The organism is Yoonia ponticola (assembly GCF_014199395.1).
Lineage (GTDB): Bacteria > Pseudomonadota > Alphaproteobacteria > Rhodobacterales > Rhodobacteraceae > Yoonia > Yoonia ponticola.
Map to the genome: position 1 here is coordinate 379,840 of NZ_JACIJM010000004.1, position 20,907 is coordinate 400,746.

The following is a 20,907-nucleotide window of genomic DNA, read 5'->3' on the forward strand; positions in this document are numbered from 1 at the left end:
TCAGCTTATGGTTTGCGGGACCATCGGTCGCATTTGAGGTGCCCGTTTGTCGCGAGTTTACGCAGAGCGCAGGAGCAGGAAAAATTGTTATTTGTTCTAGGGGTGGTTACTTTTCGTTATCGTCTGGTTTCGGCCGCGATCTGTTGCGCGATCTCTGCGGCGTGGCGCACGAAACGCGGCACGCGCTTGTCGTCAAAGCGGGCGTGGACCTCTAAATCGCTGGGGGTCCAGTCGCAGTTTAGCGCGACAAGACGCCCTTGGGATATCGCGTCGCTGACGATTTGGCGGGGCAGCAAGGCGATGCCCATGCCATCCACAGCCATCGGCAAACAGGACGCAAGGCTGCTGGAATGCACGATTTGGTTTTGCGAGACGTTATTGAGGTCGGCAAAATCCGCGAGTTCCTGTGATGATTGCGTGTGGCGTGCGTGGGTCAGGATTGAATGGTTAAACAGGTCCGTCATCGCGGGATTGGTGCCGATGTCCTGCACGATTTCGGGCGTCGCGACCCAGATATAGCGGTCATTTCCAAGCGGCAGATTGCCACCCAATTCCGTTGAAAAAGGTGCGGTTTGAATGGCCAGATCAATCTGCCCACTGACCAAACTGCGATCAATTTCGCGGGATAAATCGACCTGAAGTTCGACGCTAACGGAGGGGTAGGATTTCTTGAAGGCGCGTAGGAAATCATGCAGCCACGTACAGGCGATCAATTCGGTCACGCCTAAGCGCAGGCGTTCTTTGATTAAATCCTGCCGTTTTGCGACTTCAAGCAGCGCCTCGCCGGACCAGATCACCTGACGCGCCGCTGCGACCAAAGTTGTTCCGACGTCCGTCAGTCGCACCGATCCTGCGTCGCGGTGCATTAGAACCACGTCGAGCGATTTTTCCAGCGACGATATGCGTGCCGAGATGTTCGGTTGCGTTGTGCCAAGTGCCGCTGCCGCTTTGCGAAACGTGCCTGTGTCGACGACCTGAACAAAGGCTTCGAGTTGCTTGAGTGTGAGTTTACTTTTTATCATGCGCGCCTCCAGGATCACAAAAATCTATCCTGTGAGGCTGTAAATGAGAAGTGGTCATTCGCGCAGCCGCTCGCACGTCTGCTGTCAGGATGTGATCCGTAGGGTCAGAAGCATAATCGCGTTTTCAAAGAACGCGGGATTTTCTTCGGCGCGCGCGGCGAGTTGCGCGCCTTCGAGCAAGGACAGCGCCGCTGCCGCCTCTAGCGCCGGATCAACGACGTTTGCGATGGACCCGTCGTCGCGCCCTGTCTCGAACGCTTTGGTCATCCAGCCGACGATCATTGCACGAAACTGGCTGATTTGTTCAATAACATCAGCAGGAAGGCTGTCGCGGCTGGCCGAAAACGAGGCGCAGAGGCACAGTTGTTTGCCGCCGTTACTGCCCGTTCGGTACAGCCCGATCAGTTGCGCTAACTGCTCGCCACCTGTAGCGTATTTTTCGCTTATTTCGGCGCAAATGCTCTGCACGTTTTCGTGGTAGCGCTGCATTAATGCGACCGAGAGTTTCGCTTTTGACGGGAAATGGTGGTGGATGCTCGCCTTGCGGATGCCGACATCTTCGGCGAGGTCCGCATAGCTGAACCCGTCAAAGCCCAGCGTCCGTGCAGCGGTTTCGGCTGAATTCAAAAGAGCGGTTTTTGTGTCAGATGTTGGCATTGCGATCACCTATTTTCGGTTTTCAAAGTCTGTAGGACGTTTTCGGCTGCTTCCAAAGCGCCTTCGAGATACCCGCCAAATGCGGGCGCCACTTCGGTGCCGCCAAACTGCAGTCGGTTGTCCCAAAGGTTGTTCAAAATACGCGGCAGGCCGTAGGTCGGATGGGCATAAAGCGGGGCGAGATCAGCCTGCGTCGATGTGTGCGGATCAAACGCCCAATCTTTGACGAACAGTTGCAGCGGGTTTGCTGCGTCTGGACCGAACAGGCGGGTGAATTGAGCTTGCAGGTGTTGGCTCAAGGCTTGCGCGTCCCTGCGCGATTGAGGCGGGACGCCGATGAAGCCGAACAACGCGTAGGGGCCGCCTTGCGCGGGGGATGCGTCGTGGATTTCGACCATCGGGCCGATCCGGCTTTGCGCATCGCCGGACAATCCGTCTTCGCGCCAGAATGGCCGGTCGTAGACGGCGACGGCTTTGGCCTGTCCGGCCATCCATGTGGCGATGTTTTGCATCGTGGCGACCGCGTTTTGCGGCAGTGCTGGCAGGTAGGTGATGTTCGCGGCAAGGCGCGGCGGCAGGCACAGGACGACCTGATTAGCGTCGATTGTTTCGCCATTGTTCAGCGTTGCGCGGATGCCTGATTTGGTCTGCGTTAACGTCGTAACAACTGCGTTGAGGCGCATCCGGTCTTGCGGCAATCCGTCCACGAGCGCTTGAATTAACGCCCCTAGCCCACCTTTCAGCCGCCAAGATCCCTGCATCGACGAGAACCCGCGGCCCCGTTGGATTTCGCCGCGCTCTGTCTCGAACACCAGATCGCCCTCGGCAAACTGGTCGAATTTCTCTAACCCAAGCGCGTCAATCAAGGCGGCGATGCGCGGCTGTGCGGGCCAGAACCACGCGGGCCCCATATCAAAATGGCCGCCAGCGTGCTGTTCTGTTTTGATCCGCCCGCCAAAGCGCGCACGCGCCTCAACCAGTTGATAGTCCGCGCCTTTAGCCTCAAGCCCCCGCGCAAGCGCGAGGCCAGACAACCCGCCACCGATGATTAACGTTGTCACGGGTTGGGTGCTTTGGCGTGGACCAGATGGCCTGTTTTGATCCAGAGTTTTGCGCCGTCTTGGCCTGCGACTGCGTTCAACGGCGTGCCTGCGGGGAGGCGTAACCATGCGTTCTTGGTTAACGTGTCGCCACCTTCGGTGATTGCGCCGTCGAGAACCAAGACCTCGATCCCGCCTGCATCAACATTGGTCAGCGCGGCATCTGCGTCGAGGTGATGGTAGGTCACGACTTCGAACGCATCGCGGTGCAGCTCGGCGGTTGCCACGCCGTCAACGGGTGCGGCGAGGTCGTCCGCCATGGTTTTGCGAAACTGCGTGCGGTCGTCGGGGTCGAATTGCCAGAGCTTTACAAAGATCGTGCAGCCCGCATCAGACCCCGGTGTGTGCGACGTAGTTGGCGGGTTGCGCACGTAGGTGCCCGTTGGAAAGTCGCCATGTTCGTCTTGGAATACGCCATCCAGAACGATGAATTCCTCGCCACCCGTGTGCGTATGCGCCGAGAATTTGCTGTTGGGTGCATAGCGCACGATGGAGGTCGCGCGGGCCACTTCGCCGCCGATCCGGTCCAACATGCGACGATCCACTCCGGGCATCGGTGATGCGGTCCATGCGATCTGGTCAGAGTGGACGACGACACGTTTGCGAAAGTCTGCGTTCAATTCCATGGGTGATTTCCTTTTGTGCACCCTACCAATAGGTAGGTTAGTGTGCGAATGTCAATTGCATGATTTGGATTGCCCTGCTGACCTCGCGATTAAGTGAGGACCGAGAGCGGCTGATATGCGTTATCTGTTCGCCCTATGCGGCCAAAGGGTTCGGGCGAAGCTATCATTAATGCTTGCGCTAAATGTAACTGCCTACTAGTTGGTAGAGACTCACCTAACACAAAAGGAAACACGATGATTGGGTATTCAACGATTGGCGTCAAAGACATGAAAAAGGCCAAGGCTTTTTACACAGACTTGTTCGACGCGCCGGTTCAGGTCGACATAGGCCGCTTGGCGATGATCGGTAAAACGCTGGACGCCCCGATGATCGCTGTGTGCGAACCTTTTGACGGGAATGAACCGAGCTGCGGCAATGGTGCGATGATCGCGTTTTCTGCAGCGACCAAAGACGAAGTCAACGATATGTACGCCAAAGCGATTTCGCTGGGCGCCACCTGTGAAGGTGCGCCAGGGCAGCGGATCGACGATGTCTTCTATGGCGCTTATGTGCGCGACCCTGATGGGAACAAACTGGCGTTCTACATCTTTGGTTAACCGGATATGACAGCAGGCCCACCCTATTGGTTTAGGGTGGGCCTGTTTTTATGGCAAAGCTTTCGCGCGGTTGCGTGGCAATCGCGACAACGCCACTGCCGCGATCGTGTAAACCACCGCCAGTGCGACCTGCGTTTGGATTGCGCCCGCTACGTCCTGCGCCGATGCGCCCATTTGGTCTACAGCGACAAAGGCGGAAATGGCCGTGGAGGATGGCACAAGCAGTGACAAGGCACGCAGATGCTCTGGGATCATTTCTACGGGCCACGAGATACCCGACAGGAAAAACAACGGCATCCCGATCACCACGAGCAAGAACACAACGCCTTCGCGCCATGGAATGGCCATCGCAATCGCAAACCCCATCGCCATACAGGCACAAATAAACGGGATCGCAATCATGAATAACGTGACCAGATCACCCGTGCGCGGGATGCTATACAGATAAGGGATCGTCATCTGCGTGAAGGCGACCCAGATCATATAGAGGGCAAAATAGGCGGTGATCGTGGCCCATAACTTGCGACCAGATGGCAGACTGCGTCCCGCGTGCAGCAGCCCGATCCCCATCAGCAGGGTTTGCTGTAGGATCAGAACAAAGGCCGCCGGAATGACGTAGCTGGCGTAACCGCCCTGTGGGTTGAAAACGGCCACATTTGTCACCGCAATAGGCGACAACATTGTGCGTGCCACGCCATCATCCACGCCCAGTGACGTGAGCCGCGCGTAGTTCACCCCTGCCCCCATTGTCCCCGCGACAGTCGCCACCGCCCGCATCACGTTTGAGTAGATCAACAGGTAACTGCCGTCGCTATAAGCGGCCACGGGTGCTGGACGGCTGGCAAGGATATCGGCCTCGAACCCTGCGGGAATGACGACGATCCCATAGACGTCGCGGCGGTAAAACGCATCGCGGGCAGTTTCCATATCAGGTGCGGATATCGTCACATCGACCCATTCTGTCACGTCGATTTCGCGCACAAACTCGCGGCTGGCGCTTGAATTATCCTGATCAATCACAACGACAGGCACATCGCGCAACACTTCGCCCACGTAGGGCTGTGGGTACAGAACGCTATAGATCAAAATGCCGACGATCATTGTGGATTTGGCGCTGTCATCTGCCAAAAGCGACCGTAGCGCGCCGAGAACCTCGGCTAGGAAGTGCTTTAACTTGGTCATTGTGCGGCCTCTGCGGTCTCGACTGTTGGCTCGTCCGCGACGACGGGTGTTTGTGTCATTGTTTTGCGAGCCATGAGCCACAGCAGGGCCGAGAACACAACGAGTTGGGCGAATAGCCATGCCATTGTCGGCAAGGAATACTCCAGCGGCGTGCCGCGCAAGGTCTGGTCTGTCCGCAGTTGCAAATAAGGTGTCAGCGGAATGATTGCGCCCCAAATCTGCGAGAATGCTGTCATCCCGAAGCGTGGAAAGCTGACGCCAGCAAAGCCGAACGACGGTGCCACGATCAGTCCCATCATGCCGAGTGCGCCTGTCGTGTCTTTGGCGATCAGGGCGATCAACGCCCCCAGCGCCTGACAGGTCAGAATGAACATGAAGCCGTTAAGGAAGAACACAAAGACGTTGCCACGAAAGCTGGCACCAAAGAAGCTAAACATCAGGACATCACCGAGCAGCAAAACGAACGTGCCGATGAAAGTATAAGGCAGCAGTTTGCCGAAAATTGCGCGGCTTGGCGTTTTCGAGACGCGCAACAGACGTGCCATGCCGTTTGGCGAATGGCGTTCGCGTGAAAACGATAGCACCGCCGCCGCGCAGATAAAGATCTGCATGATGGTTGGCATCACGGCGGACAATAGGAACTGGATGTAGTCGAGTGACGGGTTGAACAAGGGGCTTTGCTGCACGGGGATTGGTGTGATCAAATCCATCGCGCGATCTGTGCCGATGCCGCGTCCCTCTAATAGCTTTAACGATACGCCTGCCGAAAATGTCGAGACGGTCGCAGTTAGACTGCGGCCGACTATGCCGCCTGCGGTCAAAAATTGGCTGTTTGAAAAGACGACGACTTCGGGGCGTTGTCCCAGCAGCAGGTCGTGTTCCATGTCAGCGGGGATCATCAAAATGGCATAGGCGCGTTGAGACACAAGCGCCTGCCGCGCCTCGCTGAGCGTGGCAAGCTGTTCGACGACTTCAACATCAGCCGACGCATCCGCCATCCGCACGATCTGGTGCGACATTGTTGAGCCGTCCAGATCAACAACAGCCACAGGCAAATCACGCGGCAAGCCCGGCGCAAAGACCACGGCCAGCACGAGAAACAAGATCAACGGCAGCGGCACCAGCATGAACGCAAGCGCTGGCCGCGTTGCGATCTGGCGCAATTCACGCCGCCAGATGCGGCGAAAACCGGGGGGAAGATGCGACGGGGCCACTGGATTAGTTTCCGCTGCGTGCGGTTGCGGGCCAATCGACAAGGACGCTCATGCCGGGGCGCAGGCCTGTGACGTCGCCAACGGGGTCTGCGCGTACCGCGAAAGTGCGCAGGTCGAAATCGCCGGTTGCCTTGGTTGCGCGCCAGTTTGCGTAGCTGCCTTGGACGTTGATCGATGCAATTGCAGCGTCGATCAGATCAGCGTCGTCGCCTAATGCCGGCACGCGCACTTTCAACGGTTGGCCAACTTCGAGCCCTTCCAGAAGATCTTCGCGCAGGTTGAAGGTGAACCATGCGTGGTCCACATCGACGATGGAAATCAGCGGGGCGCCCGCGCTGAACAGTTTGCCCTGCTCGGACGTGCGCGTGGTGACTTCGCCATCGATAGGCGACACAACGGTCATTTCATTCACGCTGGCTCTGGTCTGTAAAACGGCGGCTTCGGCCTGTTTGACTTGGGCGTCAGCGACTGCTTTTTGCTCTGGGCTCGCGCCGTTCCGCGCCTGATCGAGGCTGGCTTGCGCTGCCGCGTGCGCCTGAATTGCGGCGGTCAGACTATTCGACGCTTGGTCGAGCCCAGCCTGTGACACAACAGAATCGCTACGCAACTGATTGATGCGGTCAAAGTTGCTTTGCGCCAGCGTCACATTTGCGCGGGCTGATTCCAACTGTGCCTCGGCGGCGGTGATCGTCTCTGGGCGGGTGGAATACGTGAGATCGCGATTGGCGCGGGCGACGTCTAGTGCGGCCTGAGCTGCGGCCAATTGCGCGTCCAATGTGGCACTTTCCATTTGCAAAACCACATCGCCAGTAGCGACGTTATCGCCAACGTTTACAGGCATTTCGGACACACGTGCCGAAATCATCGCGGACAAATCAATGCGCGTCGCTTCGACTTCGCCCTGCACAAGATAGGTTGCGGGTTTGCTCACGGTCCAAACCAGATAGCCTGCGGCCGCAGCAACGGCGATCACTGCGATAGCCGCGGTTTTGTTCAGTTTCATCGGGTGTCCTCGGGGTCATATTAATTCGGAAAATCATGGTTTTCTAAAAGCATCTTGCGATGTAAGTCAATGCTACAATGCGGCGATCAAGAAGACGTGAGGTAGGTTTTTGCAGGTTTGGTACAAACGCGCTTGATTTACAAAAATATCCGTTTTTATAAAGCACAAACAGGAGTGGACATGACCGAAGTCGAAGAGACCCCGAAAAAGCGACCACGCGGCCGCCCTACCCTGCGCACAGAACGCGAAACGCGGACGCTATTGATCAAAGCGGCAGCCGATGTGTTTCTGAACGAAGGGTATTCAGGTACGAGCATCGAAGCCGTCGCGCGCAAGGCTGGCATGTCGACGCGGACAATTTACAAAACCGTCCCGAACAAAGCGAGCCTGTTTCGGTTAGTCGCCGACGACGCCATTGAGACGAGCATCGCGCATCTCGACACATCGCCGCTTGATGAAACACCACAGGGCGCGGCATTGGCGCTGTCGCGCGCATATTCGCAGCTGGTCCTCAGCAACAATGGCGTCGTGAAAGCCCGCGCCGTTTTTGCTGAACAGGCGCAATTCCCCGAATTTCGCGACAACTACCTGTCGTCGATCCAAAAGGTGGCGCAAGCGTTCGACAATCGCTTTGTGGCGATCTTTTCCGAACCGGACATGCCTGACGATGTGGACTTGACGGAAGCAGCCAGCCTGCTGCGCAGCATGATTAACGGCGCGCAAAGAGAAGCGGTGCTGGACCCAAGTTATGACGGCAAAACTGCGGAAATATCTGAATGGTCCGACAAATGTACACGCTTTGTTATGCAGAAGATGTGATCCGAAAATGGAGCAAGGTCATACCGCGACTGCGCCGATCTGAACGCAAGATTGCTGATCAAGTTGCTCGGCGCGCAGGATCGCGTCGTCGCCAGGAAGCGCGCGACTAAAGTACCAACCCTGCGCTACATCACATCCAAGTCCGCGCACCAGTTCAAATTCTTCATGACTTTCAATACCTTCGGCTGTCACCTTTAAATCCAGCCCCTTGGCGAGGCTAAACACGCCGCGCAACATTTTCCGTTTTTCAGCGCTGACATGGGCATTTGTCACGAACATTCGGTCAATCTTAAGAATGTCAAAAGGCAGCCTGTTCAAATACCCAAGCGACGAATAGCCCGTGCCGAAATCATCCAAAGCCAGTTGAATGCCACGCGATTTCAGGCGGCATAGAATTTCGTCCAACTTGTCGAAATTATCGGCGACAAAAACGCTTTCGGTTAACTCGATACACAGCAACTGCGGGTCGAGCCCCGATCGATCTAATGCACTTACGACGACCTGCTCTAGGTCGCCGTGCCAAATTTGGGCGGCCGAAACGTTGACCGAAATTGTGCGCCGCGGTTGCCCGTCTGCCAGCCAAGATTGCGCCTCGCGACATGCTTCGTGCAAAATGAAACTGCCCAGATCAGCGATAAGATGCGAGCTTTCCGCGATGGGAATGAATTGCGAGGGCGGGATATATTTGCCGTCGCTGGTTGGCAATCTGAGTAGCGCCTCAAACCCCGAAACCGTTTGCGTAGCGACGTCAACAATCGGTTGATAATGCGCCTCAAACCGATTGTGATCCAACGCGGACCGAATTTTCGCGGCGAGCGATGTACGGACTTCTAACGCTTCGCTAAAGCTTGGCGCATAGTAGCTTGCCCTGCCCCGTCCCTGCGCCTTTGACGAATATAGCGCGAGATCGGCGAAGCTAAGTAGTTCGTCTGGCTGCGAGGAATCCGTGGCGGCAAGCGCCACGCCGATGCTCGCGTTTGTTTGCACCATTCCCGACGACAGTGTCGCGGGGATGCTTATGTTTTTGATGATGTCTTTGCAGAGTTGATCAATGACGTTTTTTGAGGCGTAGTCTTCGACAATCACCGCGAATTCGTCCCCGCCCAACCGCGCCACAAAGCCGTTATCCGCGAATATCTGCGTCAAGCGTTTACCAACAATGCCAAGCAGTTCGTCACCAGCTTGATGCCCAAGCGTGTCATTAACCTCTTTGAAATGATCGAGGTCTATAATCAGAAGTGCCGCGCGCTGATCGCCATCGGCGCAGTCCGCACTGACACGGTTTAACTCGCGATTAAACAACGTCCGGTTTGCCAGCCCCGTCAGCCCGTCGAAGAACGCGAGCTTTTCCAATTCACGCGCTGCTGCCCGTTCAATCGAGACGTCCTGCATGGTTCCAAAAAGTGCAGCAGGCTCGCCTTGATCGTCAACTTGCAGCTTGAATTGGATCTGTAAATCAATGACCGCCCCGCTTCCGGTACGCGCTTGAACAATGACCGATTGGGTTTCGCCTGTCTGGACCACGTTTTCCTTCAACGCGGTGATGCGCGCAAAGCCATCATTAAGGTAAAGCCGTCCGACGTTTTCGATACGGGGGTCAAATTCGGTCGGATCGAAGCCCATCAAAAAATATGCGCTTTCGTCCCAACCGACGCGATTTGATCCCAGCGGCAGGCGAAAGGTGCCTAGTTTGCCGAGCCGCTGCGCCTCTATCAGGTCGTTGGATTTACGTTCAATCGTGTCATAACTTTTCACAAGGGCACGTTCAGCCTGCGCCTCTGCGGTGTCATCCTTGACCACCCCAACGACGCCTCCGACGTTGCCCGCGCTATCAAGTTCGGCATCCAAGTGGATCAGCAATTCAATCACATCGCCATTTGGTTTTTGAAACGTCGAACGCGCAACATCCGGCACACCCGTGTTCCAAACCCTATTCATCGCGCCATGATTTGACAGCGGATCAATGACTTCGCTGCCGAGTTGAAGAAGCTTTCTCGGGTGCGCGCCCTCGTCCAAATCCAGCGCAAGAAGGTCGATCAATTCTTTGGAAAACCACGCTTTTTCTGAATAGGGACTGACCAAGCGCCAATGCCCCAGCTTCGCGATTTTGAAGGATTTTGAGAGCAGATTTGCGCCCTCGTCGATCTCTGCGCTCATCGCGACGACGGTTTTGGCCGCGTTGCGGGCCAAGGGACGAAAGACGAACAGGATGATAAATCCGAACAGCCCCAGCGCAATCGTGAACCAAAAGCGGTGCAAAGTAATGGCATGGTCGATTTTTGCTTCGCTCGCTGCTGTGTGCAACTCGACGGCCCGTTCGAGCAATATCAGGAGGAAATTTTCCGCGTTGAAACTGGCCACTCTGACCGCTTCTTGCCCGGCCTCTGGATCGTCGAGGTAGAAATCATAAGCGTCGAGCAATCGTTCTACGTTCTGATTAAGGTTCAGCCCGCCCGTTTCGTACAAATTATTGAGCGCATCTGAATCGGCGGCAGGCGGCATGTCGTCGCCGTGGCCATTCACCAAGAAACCATGCCCCGCACGCATTTCATTCACTGCGTTCCGCGCGACGTCTAAGGTTAAATTGCGGGAATAATTGTTGGTTTCCGCCTCGATCCGTTCCGGCAACAGGACTAGCTGTTGCGCCAGACGTTGTTGCGTGGAGGCGGTGCTGATGATCGCACCTTCGCGACGGTTCAATTCCAACGCCTGATTAATCTGGAACGCCCCGAGCAAGATCGCACCACCGACAAGACCCATGGCCAAAAGGTAGCGACGCGTATACCGCCAAAAAAGCGCGTTCTCCTTTCTCGCCAGTCGTTCAATCTGCGCCACGCTCGTCTCCCAGTTTACGCACGCGGATATACTAAAGTGCTTAACAAGTCCTAAACAGCTTTCACTTGATACATGTAAAGTCGATTTTATCTAATTAATTCAACCAAAGCAGCGGCAAGGACTAGCCGATTGGTAAAATGTTGTTACCATTTGCCATCCAAAATAGCTAACTGCAGAGATGTGTATGTTCGTTCTGGGAGGAACCGATGTCTTATACCACTGGCATTCTGTGCGGCATCTGCACGGTGGGCATTGCGGCGACAATCGCTGCGGCCGATAACCACGCGACCACCATCACAATCGCGACGGTTAACAATGGCGACATGATGCGCATGCAAGGCTACACGGATCATTTTACCCAAGAAACCGGCATCGTGGTTGACTGGGTCACGCTGGAAGAAAACATTCTACGTCAACTCATTACGGCGGATATCACCACAAATACCGGCGATTTCGACATCATGACGATTGGCATGTATGAGACGCCGATCTGGGCGGCGAACGGTTGGTTGATCCCGCTGGACGACCTGAGTGAAGGCTACGACGCCGCTGACATTTTGCCCGCCATGGTGGACGGATTAAGCTATGACGGGTCGTTGTACGCGGCCCCGTTCTACGGCGAGTCGTCGATGGTCATGTACCGCACGGATTTGATGGACGCGGCAGGGCTGGTCATGCCGACAGCCCCAACATGGGACTTCATCGCGGAGGCGGCTGCGGCCATGACCGACCGCGAAGCCGACATCAACGGTATCTGCTTGCGCGGCAAAGCGGGTTGGGGCGAAGGCGGCGCGTTGATCACAGCGATGTCCAATTCGTTCGGCGCGCGGTGGTTCGACGAGGACTGGAACGCACAATTCGACACGCAACCTTGGGCCGATACGATCCATTTCTTCATGAAATTGATGGCGGAATCCGGCCCTTCGACTTACGCGACGAACGGTTTCAACGAGAACCTGAACCTATTCAACCAAGGTAAATGCGGCATATGGATCGACGCGACGGTTGCCGCATCTTTCGTCACTGGAGCAGAGTCCACGGTGGCGGATTCAGCCGGCTTTGCGCTTGCACCAGACAACGGATTGGGGCGGCGGTCCAACTGGCTTTGGGCGTGGGCGTTGGCAATCCCGGCCAGTACAGACCAAGAGGCGGCGGCGAAGCAATTCATCGAATGGGCAACTGGAACGGGTTACATTGAACTTGTGGCCGAAAACGAGGGTTGGGCAAACGTGCCGCCTGGTGCGCGCACGTCGCTCTACGAGCACCCCGAATATCAAGCGCTGCCGTTTGCACAGATGACGATGGAGTCCATCCTTTCGGCGGACCCTAAAAATGCGACCGTTGAACCCAGCCCCTATATCGGGATTCAGTTCGCCGCGATCCCCGAGTTTGCGAGCATTGCATCCGAAGTAAGCCAGGAGTTTTCGGCAGCGTATACGGGCCAGCAGACCGTCGAAGACGCGTTAGCGAAAGCGCAGATTTTAACCACACAGGCGATGACAGCGGCGGGGTACTAGCGCGTCGCCCGACCCGCCTACAGCGGTTCAAACTGCAGTTGCGATGTGCCTCTGGGGCGCAGGTTCAGCGACAGTTCGTAAGTGATTGGCGTCGTGACGGGCAAAACCCTGTAGCGTTGCAGTAATTGGCCAAGTGCAATCGCGACCTCTGCCCGCGCAAGGCCAAGACCGCCGCAAACCCGTGGCCCCGCCGAAAATGGCAGGTACGCGCGGCGGTGGTAGCTGTTTTCGACAAACTCGGGTCGCTTGGCGTCAAAACTCGCAGGATCATTCCAATGGTCGCGATGATGGTGCAGGCCAACAATCGACAGCGCGATCAGATCGCCCTTGGCAACGGGGCGTCCGGCCAGCGTCTGATTGTCAGCCGCAACTGTGCGCACGAGCAGTGGCACTGGCGGGCAGTAGCGCATAACCTCTTGAATAAAATGCGAAAGTGCTGGTGCATCGGTACCGTGAAGGGCCACTTCGCGAGCCAAATACGCCTGCATTTCGGGGTCCCGTGCGAGGATATTCAACGCCCATGAGATTGACGCAACGGTTGTTTCGACACCTGCGAAAAGGTTGATCGTGACCTCGCCAAGCAGATCCATGGAATGATCCAAGGCGACCAAACGATCATGTAGGTAATGCTTGAGCGGTTCATCTTTGATTAACAAACCGCGCAAATCTTGGCGTAGCTGCGCCACGTCTTCGCGCAACTTTGCATGTTGCGCAGGCGAAGGATCGAACATCGCGACATGTTGGGCAAATTGCGCCGTTTCGCGCAACGTGAGCAACCAGTCGGCGACTGGACCCGTCGGAATAGAGCCGCCCAGCGCGTGTAGGAAAATCTCGGACGCGGCGGCCAAAAGCGCGTGCCCGATCCTGCCAGATTGGATCGCATCATCTGTCAGCCAGCGTGCGTAGGAGGCGGTTAACGGCGCACGGTTCGCAGTGCGCGCAGCTTCACGGTAGAGCGGTTGCGTCAGGTCGCGTCGTTTTTCCCAATCAGCGCCGTTCGCATCCAAGCGCGATCGGCCCAATTCGGTAAGAAAGCTGTAATATTTCGGAAAATGATCGGGTTGCATGAGCAAGTCTGCAGCCTCGACAGGGTCAGAAATCAACTGCATCCGGCCAAGCATCTGCGGCTTTGTCTCACCGTTCCACGCGTGTAGGTATAGTTTTGCGACGATGTCGTCGACATTGCGGGCCGGCGTGCGGTCCACCAGTTGCGCGGGGTCAAGAATGGCTGTGGGCGTCATGTCAGCCTCGGTCCTGCGCGGTGCTTCAATAGAAAGAATGCGGGCGCCAGCAATGTGGCGCCCGCACGTCTGTTAGATCAGAACTTGATCGTCATGCCAACTGTGCCGCGATGACTTTGCAGGTCCTCGCCCAAAGTTGTGCCGTAATTCACAAAGCCTTCGACGTTCTCTTCGATATCAAACGCAACACCTGCATCAATGGAGAACAGATTGTCAGGACCGCCGTTGACGATGGTGTCGAATTCACCTGTCACACCAGTGATGGTCGATGCAGAACTCGTATCGTCGCCAGAGATTTTGGTGTCGTAGACCATGTTCAGCGTCGGCCGCAGCGTCGTGCCGTTTACCACAAAGTTGTCGCTGAATTCGAAACCAACACCAGCATAAAGCGCATCAGAGGACACTTCGCCAACGTTGAGGTTCAGAATGCCAGCACCTGTTTCTGTGTAAGCATCAGACGTGGTTGAGTAGCCCCGAATACGCAGCATCGGCGCCAGTCTTGCACTTTCGGACAGGCCAGCCTGCGCTGCCATGTCGTAAGACGCCTGGATCACACCGGACAATGTCCGCGCATCAGTTTGCGCAGTTGCCGTTGCATCCCCGACCAGACGGTCCAATTCAATGTCCGCCATGGAGTACCCAAGCGCACCTTTGAAATCGAGAGGACCGCTTGTCATCACACCACCCAAACCGAAGTGGTAATCGGTCGATTCCGCGGACCCTTCGTCGGTCTGTGTGTTTGTGCCGCTGATGCCCAGTGCGAGATTAACTTGGTAAGACACGTTGTTTGTCAACGTGTTAGCATAGCTCAAGCCGCCCAAAAGTCCGGTAGAGCTTGTTTCGTACCCAAGTGTCGTGTCGCTTGCGTCGATGTCAGACCGTTCGGTGAATGTCCCGAAAAAGACTGTCATATCCGTCATGCCAAAGCGTGCATCACCTTTCGAGCTAAAGTAGCCAGCGTTTTCACCGACCAAGCTTTTGGCTGATGTTGATTGCGCGCCGTTACCCTGTTGTGGCACGCCATTCAGTTGCGCTGCAAAGGACAGACCTGCGAAGCCCGCACCGACAGTACTTGCCGGGCCGTTGGATTTGTCGGACACGCCGCTTGCCGTTGTTGGTGGCGTGACAGGTTCAACGGGTGTGACAGGTTCGACAGGTGGTTCAATCGGTGTTGGCACGTCGACGGTCGCTTGCAAGACCACGGTATCACCGTCGTAGATATCGGCGAATTGTACGTCGACCAAGCTATCCGTGATCTCGCCAAAGGTGCCAGTCACGCCGCCTTTTGCCGCGATCACAGTCCATGACAAGTCTTCGACACTGTAATCACCAGCTTCACCAGTGATTGCCAATGCAACATCGCTGCCAATCGCAGCCGTACCATCAACGTCGAGCAGATCGCTCTCGCCTTGGCCGTTCACGTCAACCGCAAGGGTGCTGCCAGTTTCAAACGAAAGATCGCCTGCGACTGCGATAGTCGCGATTGCGTTACCGACGCCGGGCGCAACTGTTGTGCCGGTGCGTGCAATCAGGTTGCCGATCCGGCCCGCGCCCGTGACCTGACCACCGATCAAGTCAACGGCCATAGCTTCGGCCATGACATCAGAGAATTGCAGCGTGCCTTCGCGCACCGCAAAGTTGTCAATCGCGTCGTTCATACCGCTAAGCGTTGCAGTGCCGCTGCCGACTTTTTCGAACTGATCAAAGCCGTAATACTGCTTTTCCGTTTCCAGAACGATGTCGTCAGGTGCCGGAGCTAAAATGAGTCCCGGCAATTCTGGTTCTTCGGTTTCCGTCTCTTCTGCGTCGATTTCAATTTTGGACAGATCAAACGAAAGATCACCCGCACCACCAAGCGCCAAAACGTCGTCATCGCGCTCGCCACGAGCAATCACGTCACCAGTGATGGCAAAGCCAGACTGCAACTCGATGCGCGTGGTACCTGCACTGGTATACTCTTGATATCTATCGAAATACTTGTTTGTTACGATCGCGCCAGATTCACCACCGATAACTTCACCAGCGACTGTGATTTCTGAATTGCCGTAATTTGTCGCAATCCCATAGCGACCATTAGCTGCGCTCACAGATGCGCCGGATTCAATCGTAATTGAGTTCAGCCCTGTTGGTTCAGTCGTAGATTCTGCTGAGTTAGACAGATATTCCGGCAACGTGCTTGTCACTATACCAGTAAGCCCGTGATCGCCTGTAACGATATCACCGCTAACAGTGACGGTGGCATTCCGACCAAATGCGATTACGCCGACACTAGCCTCAATGCCGCCGTCGCCAACTGTAACCTCAACATCTCCGGCGTTGGCAAAATCTAGATTAGTGCCATATTTATCCGTACCACTGCTGCTATATTTACCAGCAACGGCAAGGATACCAGCGCCTGTGGCGCCCGTATTTTCGTCACCGAGCTGACCGATTTTGCCCGACCCTGTTGTGATTTGAATGTCAGCATCTTGTGCAAAAACCTTGATACCGTAATAATCGCCGAAAACATCACCAGCGCCCGTGTTGACCGCAACAGTGCGGTCCGGAACGGGGTAAGCGGCGCGCAAAGTCGCCCCTTCAGGATTAGATGCATCGGAGACCTCATATCCCGCAGCCTGGTTGACAAAGATGCCGCCACGGTCTCCTGAAATCGTGCCGTCGCCTGTTGTTACGGCGATGTTATTTCTAGCGTTGATGCGAACACCGCCGATACCACCGGTGACACCGCCCGTGCCGGTCGTCAGAGTGACATCATTTTCAGAACCGAGATTGATCCCATACTCACCACCGCCAACGCCGCCCGATCCCGTCGCTACAGTAATGTCGTTACTTGCGCGCAGATCGATACCGTAATCGTCACCGCTGACGTGGCCTGCACCTGTTTGAACAGTAACGTCATTGCCAGCCTTGATGTAAATACCACGCTGGGTTTCCGCACCTTCTCGCTCGTGATCGTCCCCACTGTCGACGTCGGGGTCACTCCACTCTCCAGCACCAGTCACGTTGCCATCGCCGGTTTGGACCGTAACGTCATTATCGCCATCAATATAGATACCAGCAACGCCACCTGAGACCGAACCTGCACCTGTCGTGACTTCAATATCCGCGCTTTCGGCGCTTACGACGATCCCATGTTTGCCGCCAGTGACGTCACCCACACCTGTACTGATCTCGATCTTTTTTTGTTGGTCCTGCGCTACGAGGTTTTGTGGAGCAGCGAATACGGGATAAAAGCGCGGGAGTACCGGTTCATTTGACTGAAGGACTGAAACACCATTCCGCGTACCAGTAATCGCCCCGTCACCCGTCGTTACGGTCGCGTTGTTTAGCGCGTCGACATCGATGCCGTTTCGGCCGCCGCTAATGTCACCGGCGCCAGTTTGAACAACGACATCGCCCGAGCCGGGATATCTCGAACCAATCCTAATCCCACTGGACTCATAGTCAAGAAGTGTGATGTCGCCCGATCCGGTTACGACTCGTGTGTTCCCATACTTCGCCCTGACTTCGATGCCGTGTCCGAAGTAGACGTCGAAAGGTTGTACGCCTTCGGGTTCCGCTTGGTTGATGTCTCCATTAAAGACAATATCGACGCCGCCTTGCCCTGTGGCAGAGTTACTATACCCAGAGTCGACTACCAGTCCCAGATTAAACTTGGCGCCCTCCTCGACGGTAATCGTTATGTCACGCCCCTGCACGTTGACATTGTAATAATAGTCGCTCACGAAGTCTGCGGTTTCATCCGCGACGACTGTAACGGACCGCCCCCAATCGCCAAGGTATTCATTTCCACTGATCACGCCTGAGCAGAGGTAAGTACCGCTTGTAGCTTCAACGGTACATTCGTTCTCGGCCTGCGCCGGGCGTCCGTAGGCCACGAGGCTGGTTGTGAGTAGTGAGGCTGAGAGCAAAAGTTTGCCGCGAAGTTTAGGTGGGGTAGCGCTAATGCGTGTCATTAATTCTTCTCTATTTTTAGGTTTTAGTCCGATGGTGAATTTGCGAAGGCACACAACCACAACCAGCTCAGGGCAAATTCCTGAAGTGGGACACGCGCTACTGCTAACAATCAATTGTGCAATTTCGGTGATTTTCCGCCTATGCGAATAACTAACTCAATTATGTTGCTAAATTGTCACATAAATTTTGCCGTCTGAATTTCCTTGATTGGAAGCAATAGGTTGCGCGATAGCCTGAAATCGTTAACGTAACGGCAAGTTTACAGTTGGATTGACACATATGGCCGATTTTCGTGCGCTCGCACGCCACCATGAGCCAATTCGCGCCTATATCCGGCATCGTCGTTGGATCGACCGATCTGGCGTGCTGGCCTATGCCCCAAACACGGAATGCTCGGCTTTTAGCATCGATGGTTTCGGCTTCCGGCGCGGTGAGTTGAACGGCACGCCTTATGATCTGAACGCTGCGTTTTCGGGCCAGCCCTACGGGTTGGTATTGGGGTCGAGCCATGTTTTCGGCTTTGGCCTTGCGCGTGATGCGCAGACGATACCGTCGCAGTTGGCCGCACAAACGGGTATGCCGTGTTTGAACCTGTCGTTTCCAGAGGCTCAGTTGCAATCACTGCATGCGGTGGCCCTGCGGATTTGCGCCCAAGCCCCGCAAGCACCGCAGTTTATCGCCCTGCTGCCCGGCGGGACATTGACGCGTTATGCGTTTGTCCGTGATTGCGATCCGCTGTTTGGCGTTCCTGATTTTCAGAAAGGCGCTATCGCTGCAAATCTGCCCGACAGCCCGACAGAGACTGCGGCCTTCCGGTCCCTGCTCACTTATGCTCGTTTCTGGATTGGCCAGATTGCGACTTTGGCGCAAACACAAGGCTGCCCGCTGCTCTTTCACCCCGAGCACACGGCTTTTGAAAAGCCGCAGCTCTCGGAGGCCGAGAAATCATGTCGCCTGACTGTTCCCCAATCGGACCCGGATCGCTGGCGTTTTGAGACGCATCGCTTGCGGTATGCCGCATATACCGACGCGATTTTGGGCGCCTTGCCGACGTCTGCGCGGATTGCAAACGTTGATCCTGCCCGCTTGAGTTATCTGGACGAGTTTCACTACACCGCCGACGGGGCCGCGCAGATCGCTACGGCCCTCGCGACTGCTTAAGGTGCGTCGCTATGGGTGATCAGGTTCAGGATTTCCGATGACGAAAAGCCGAGCGCCATAGCGCAGGACGGCCCCGTCACGACGCCAGTATCGTACAATTCGGTTACGGCACCGTCGATGCGGAACCAATGGTCGACCTTATTGGATTTTAGGTTGACCACCTGCACGCCGCACCATGGCTCGCTATCTGTATCGGTCAGGCGCTGGTCCAGATCCAAGCCTTCAAAGCGTTCGTGACGTGGCTTTGACAGGCCAACGACCGCGTGATTGCCGTGGAATGACAGACCGCGTGCAAAACCGGGTAGGAATTTGATCGGGTTAAATGCCTCTTCGGGTGCCGCGTCGGTATCAATCCAGCCCAATTCGCCCGTGCCGGAATTCAACACATAAAGCCGCCCTTGGTGGATGCGCGGGGAATGTGGCATCGACAGGCCGGAGCAGACGACTTTGCCAGTCTCGACATCAATCACAACACCACCGTCCTTGCGCCGGTCCCGCCAGCCGTCGATTGTGTCAGAGCGCGAACACGCACTGACGTAACGCGCCTTGCCTTGATCCGGCGTGCCGATTTCGCCCATCGCGAGGCCGTTCAGGTGACAGCGATCTTCTTGCGCGAGGTCGGAAATAAATGACGGACGCCAGTATTCATCAAAGGAATGGCGATCCGAAACCGTAGCCAAACAGTTGAACGACGTATTCACAAACACGATGCGGCCGTCAGCCAACAGCCCGACGTCATGCGCATCTAGAACGCCAGTTGTATGCAGTACGCGCGGCACGAAAAGCCCGTCAAAGCTGCCGTTGGCGACTTGACCTTCGTTTAGCACGTTTTCGAAACGGGTGATCTGGAACAATGTCGCGAGCAGGATTGTGCCCTGCTCTGGCGTCGCGAGACCCATCGCTTTTTTAAAGATCCGCTCGTTGACCATCAGGCCGCCAGTTTCGGGGTTACGCCCCAAAAGATAGAATTTGCCGGATTGATAAGACGTCACTGCGATGCTGACTTTTTGTGCGCCACACCACCCCGGCAGACCCGATGAAACGGAATAGTTGATCTTTGGCGGCTCGACCTTTGCAGCCTTTGGGCTTGGTTGCGCGTCTTGCATCAGCTGTCCTAACTCTGAGATATTGTTGGACAAACTTTGCCCCCGTCGCCCGACAAAGTGCAATATCCGTTTTGTATAAGTCCGCGCCGTGCGCTGAGTGCGCCACACTGAACGTCGGCCAGATGACAGAACATTCATTTACAAAAGCGCCTTACAGACCGCTTTGAACGCGCAGCTTAACTGGCGTACACAAGACAATGAATACTGAATTGGACGCCGCAAGATGAGTTATAAACTATACCACGCGCCCGCGAGTGCATCCCTCGGGATCAGGGTTATTCTCGAAGAGATTGGGGCCGATTATGAACTCATTCCAGTGACCATTGATATGGATAAACCCCGGTCGCACGCGCACTTGGCGCTCAATCCAAACGGCTGGGTGCCCGTGCTGGTTTGGGACGAAAACGCGATGTATGAATGCGCGGCGATTGCGGTTTTCTTATGTGACCGCCATCCTGAAGCCATGCTCGCGCCTGCATTGGACGCCCCCGAGCGTGGTTTGTTTCTGCAGACGTTATTTTACTTTTCCAATGCTGTGCAGACCGCGTTTCAACTGGATTACTACCCTGATCGCTTTGCGGATACGCCCGAGACGGAACAAAGCGCCCAGCGCCGTGGGTTGCGGCGTTTGCGCGAGACGTGGCAGGTCATTGACGATCAGATCGGCAACAACACTTGGGCGCTAGGTGATCGTTTTAGTGCGGCGGATATCTATCTGTTTATGCTGACGACGTGGCTGAAACCCTCGCGCGGGCAGCCAGCGATACAGGACTTTCCGAACGTTGCGCGGATCGCTGATGCTGTGATGCAGCGCCCAAGCGTGCAGCTTGTGTATGAAGGGTGGATATCGGAACAGACAGACGGCTAGAT

General features: G+C 55.8%; 16 protein-coding genes. 5 read left to right on the forward strand and 11 right to left on the reverse strand.

Translation table 11 applies throughout. The features are described from left to right. Nucleotides 1-116 precede the first annotated feature (116 nt). The 4 genes from FHS72_RS09185 to FHS72_RS09200 form a co-directional block, all read right to left on the reverse strand. Nucleotides 117-1,022 carry a LysR family transcriptional regulator gene (locus tag FHS72_RS09185; RefSeq protein ID WP_183528289.1) on the reverse strand — a complete coding sequence of 302 codons (906 nt, stop codon included), beginning with the start codon at nt 1,020-1,022 and terminating at the stop codon, nt 117-119. An 84-nt stretch (nt 1,023-1,106) separates the two neighbouring features. Next, nucleotides 1,107-1,679, reverse strand: coding sequence for a TetR/AcrR family transcriptional regulator (locus FHS72_RS09190; RefSeq protein ID WP_183528291.1), 573 nt, complete (start codon nt 1,677-1,679; stop codon nt 1,107-1,109). A 5-nt stretch (nt 1,680-1,684) separates the two neighbouring features. Continuing rightward, entirely contained in the window at nt 1,685-2,740 is a 1,056-nt protein-coding gene (locus FHS72_RS09195) for a flavin monoamine oxidase family protein (RefSeq protein ID WP_343042668.1), read from the reverse strand. After that, nucleotides 2,737-3,405 (reverse strand): cupin domain-containing protein, encoded by a 669-nt coding sequence (locus FHS72_RS09200; RefSeq protein ID WP_183528295.1) that lies wholly within the window; start codon nt 3,403-3,405, stop codon nt 2,737-2,739. The genes FHS72_RS09195 and FHS72_RS09200 overlap by 4 nt, the downstream gene beginning before the upstream one ends. A gap of 234 nt (nt 3,406-3,639) precedes the next feature. Between FHS72_RS09200 and FHS72_RS09205 the strand changes: the two genes are divergently transcribed. After that, entirely contained in the window at nt 3,640-4,002 is a 363-nt protein-coding gene (locus tag FHS72_RS09205; protein WP_183528297.1) for a VOC family protein, read from the forward strand. 48 nt (nt 4,003-4,050) lie between these two features. Here the strand turns inward: FHS72_RS09205 and FHS72_RS09210 are convergent, their stop codons facing one another. From FHS72_RS09210 to FHS72_RS09220, 3 genes are read right to left on the reverse strand one after another with little or no spacing between them, the layout of a single operon-like run. Continuing rightward, complete coding sequence (locus FHS72_RS09210) at nt 4,051-5,184, reverse strand: ABC transporter permease (protein WP_183528299.1); 1,134 nt, start codon at nt 5,182-5,184, stop codon at nt 4,051-4,053. Then, nucleotides 5,181-6,440: an ABC transporter permease gene (locus tag FHS72_RS09215; RefSeq protein WP_183528301.1), complete on the reverse strand. Its 1,260-nt coding sequence runs from the start codon at nt 6,438-6,440 to the stop codon at nt 5,181-5,183. Before FHS72_RS09215 ends, FHS72_RS09210 begins: the two co-directional genes overlap by 4 nt. After that, on the reverse strand, nt 6,403-7,401 hold the full coding sequence (locus FHS72_RS09220) for an HlyD family secretion protein (RefSeq protein WP_183528303.1): 999 nt from the start codon (nt 7,399-7,401) through the stop codon (nt 6,403-6,405). The genes FHS72_RS09215 and FHS72_RS09220 overlap by 38 nt, the downstream gene beginning before the upstream one ends. Nucleotides 7,402-7,581: 180 nt before the next feature. Here FHS72_RS09220 and FHS72_RS09225 point away from each other — a divergent pair, with 180 nt between their 5' ends. After that, the gene (locus FHS72_RS09225; RefSeq protein WP_183528305.1) at nt 7,582-8,220 is read left to right on the forward strand and encodes a TetR/AcrR family transcriptional regulator; all 639 of its coding nucleotides are present in this window, start codon (nt 7,582-7,584) and stop codon (nt 8,218-8,220) included. A gap of 18 nt (nt 8,221-8,238) precedes the next feature. On the opposite strand, the gene FHS72_RS18610 is transcribed toward FHS72_RS09225, so the two are convergent. Continuing rightward, nucleotides 8,239-11,055 (reverse strand): EAL domain-containing protein, encoded by a 2,817-nt coding sequence (locus FHS72_RS18610; protein WP_183528307.1) that lies wholly within the window; start codon nt 11,053-11,055, stop codon nt 8,239-8,241. A 206-nt stretch (nt 11,056-11,261) separates the two neighbouring features. On the opposite strand from FHS72_RS18610, the gene FHS72_RS09235 reads away from it, so the two are divergent. Beyond that, the gene (locus tag FHS72_RS09235) at nt 11,262-12,572 is read left to right on the forward strand and encodes an ABC transporter substrate-binding protein (RefSeq protein WP_183528309.1); all 1,311 of its coding nucleotides are present in this window, start codon (nt 11,262-11,264) and stop codon (nt 12,570-12,572) included. Nucleotides 12,573-12,589: 17 nt separating this feature from the next. On the opposite strand, the gene FHS72_RS09240 is transcribed toward FHS72_RS09235, so the two are convergent. Together FHS72_RS09240 and FHS72_RS09245 are read right to left on the reverse strand one after the other, a co-directional pair. Further along, on the reverse strand, nt 12,590-13,813 hold the full coding sequence (locus FHS72_RS09240) for a cytochrome P450 (RefSeq protein WP_183528311.1): 1,224 nt from the start codon (nt 13,811-13,813) through the stop codon (nt 12,590-12,592). Nucleotides 13,814-13,890: 77 nt separating this feature from the next. Continuing rightward, a complete protein-coding gene (locus tag FHS72_RS09245; protein WP_183528313.1) occupies nt 13,891-17,769 on the reverse strand; it encodes an autotransporter outer membrane beta-barrel domain-containing protein in 3,879 nt (1,292 codons plus the stop codon). 280 nt (nt 17,770-18,049) lie between these two features. Between FHS72_RS09245 and FHS72_RS09250 the strand changes: the two genes are divergently transcribed. Next, a complete protein-coding gene (locus tag FHS72_RS09250; protein WP_183528315.1) occupies nt 18,050-18,931 on the forward strand; it encodes a hypothetical protein in 882 nt (293 codons plus the stop codon). On the opposite strand, the gene FHS72_RS09255 is transcribed toward FHS72_RS09250, so the two are convergent. Then, complete coding sequence (locus FHS72_RS09255) at nt 18,928-20,037, reverse strand: TIGR03032 family protein (RefSeq protein ID WP_183528405.1); 1,110 nt, start codon at nt 20,035-20,037, stop codon at nt 18,928-18,930. The genes FHS72_RS09250 and FHS72_RS09255 overlap by 4 nt on opposite strands. Before the next feature lie 223 nt (nt 20,038-20,260). On the opposite strand from FHS72_RS09255, the gene FHS72_RS09260 reads away from it, so the two are divergent. Then, nucleotides 20,261-20,905, forward strand: a complete 645-nt coding sequence (locus tag FHS72_RS09260) for a glutathione S-transferase family protein (protein ID WP_183528317.1) — start codon at nt 20,261-20,263, stop codon at nt 20,903-20,905. Nucleotides 20,906-20,907: the final 2 nt, after the last annotated feature.

Excerpts from the sequence above, each read along its gene's own strand:
- FHS72_RS09245 (WP_183528313.1), bottom strand. The coding sequence starts at position 17,769 with ATGACACGCATTAGCGCTACCCCACCTAAACTTCGCGGCAAACTTTTG.
- FHS72_RS09225 (WP_183528305.1), top strand. The coding sequence starts at position 7,582 with ATGACCGAAGTCGAAGAGACCCCGAAAAAGCGACCACGCGGCCGCCCT.
- FHS72_RS09255 (WP_183528405.1), bottom strand. The coding sequence starts at position 20,037 with ATGCAAGACGCGCAACCAAGCCCAAAGGCTGCAAAGGTCGAGCCGCCA.
- FHS72_RS09240 (WP_183528311.1), bottom strand. The coding sequence starts at position 13,813 with ATGACGCCCACAGCCATTCTTGACCCCGCGCAACTGGTGGACCGCACG.
- FHS72_RS09250 (WP_183528315.1), top strand. The coding sequence starts at position 18,050 with ATGGCCGATTTTCGTGCGCTCGCACGCCACCATGAGCCAATTCGCGCC.
- FHS72_RS09200 (WP_183528295.1), bottom strand. The coding sequence starts at position 3,405 with ATGGAATTGAACGCAGACTTTCGCAAACGTGTCGTCGTCCACTCTGAC.
- FHS72_RS09260 (WP_183528317.1), top strand. The coding sequence starts at position 20,261 with ATGAGTTATAAACTATACCACGCGCCCGCGAGTGCATCCCTCGGGATC.
- FHS72_RS09235 (WP_183528309.1), top strand. The coding sequence starts at position 11,262 with ATGTCTTATACCACTGGCATTCTGTGCGGCATCTGCACGGTGGGCATT.
- FHS72_RS09190 (WP_183528291.1), bottom strand. The coding sequence starts at position 1,679 with ATGCCAACATCTGACACAAAAACCGCTCTTTTGAATTCAGCCGAAACC.
- FHS72_RS09210 (WP_183528299.1), bottom strand. The coding sequence starts at position 5,184 with ATGACCAAGTTAAAGCACTTCCTAGCCGAGGTTCTCGGCGCGCTACGG.
- FHS72_RS09220 (WP_183528303.1), bottom strand. The coding sequence starts at position 7,401 with ATGAAACTGAACAAAACCGCGGCTATCGCAGTGATCGCCGTTGCTGCG.
- FHS72_RS09205 (WP_183528297.1), top strand. The coding sequence starts at position 3,640 with ATGATTGGGTATTCAACGATTGGCGTCAAAGACATGAAAAAGGCCAAG.
- FHS72_RS09185 (WP_183528289.1), bottom strand. The coding sequence starts at position 1,022 with ATGATAAAAAGTAAACTCACACTCAAGCAACTCGAAGCCTTTGTTCAG.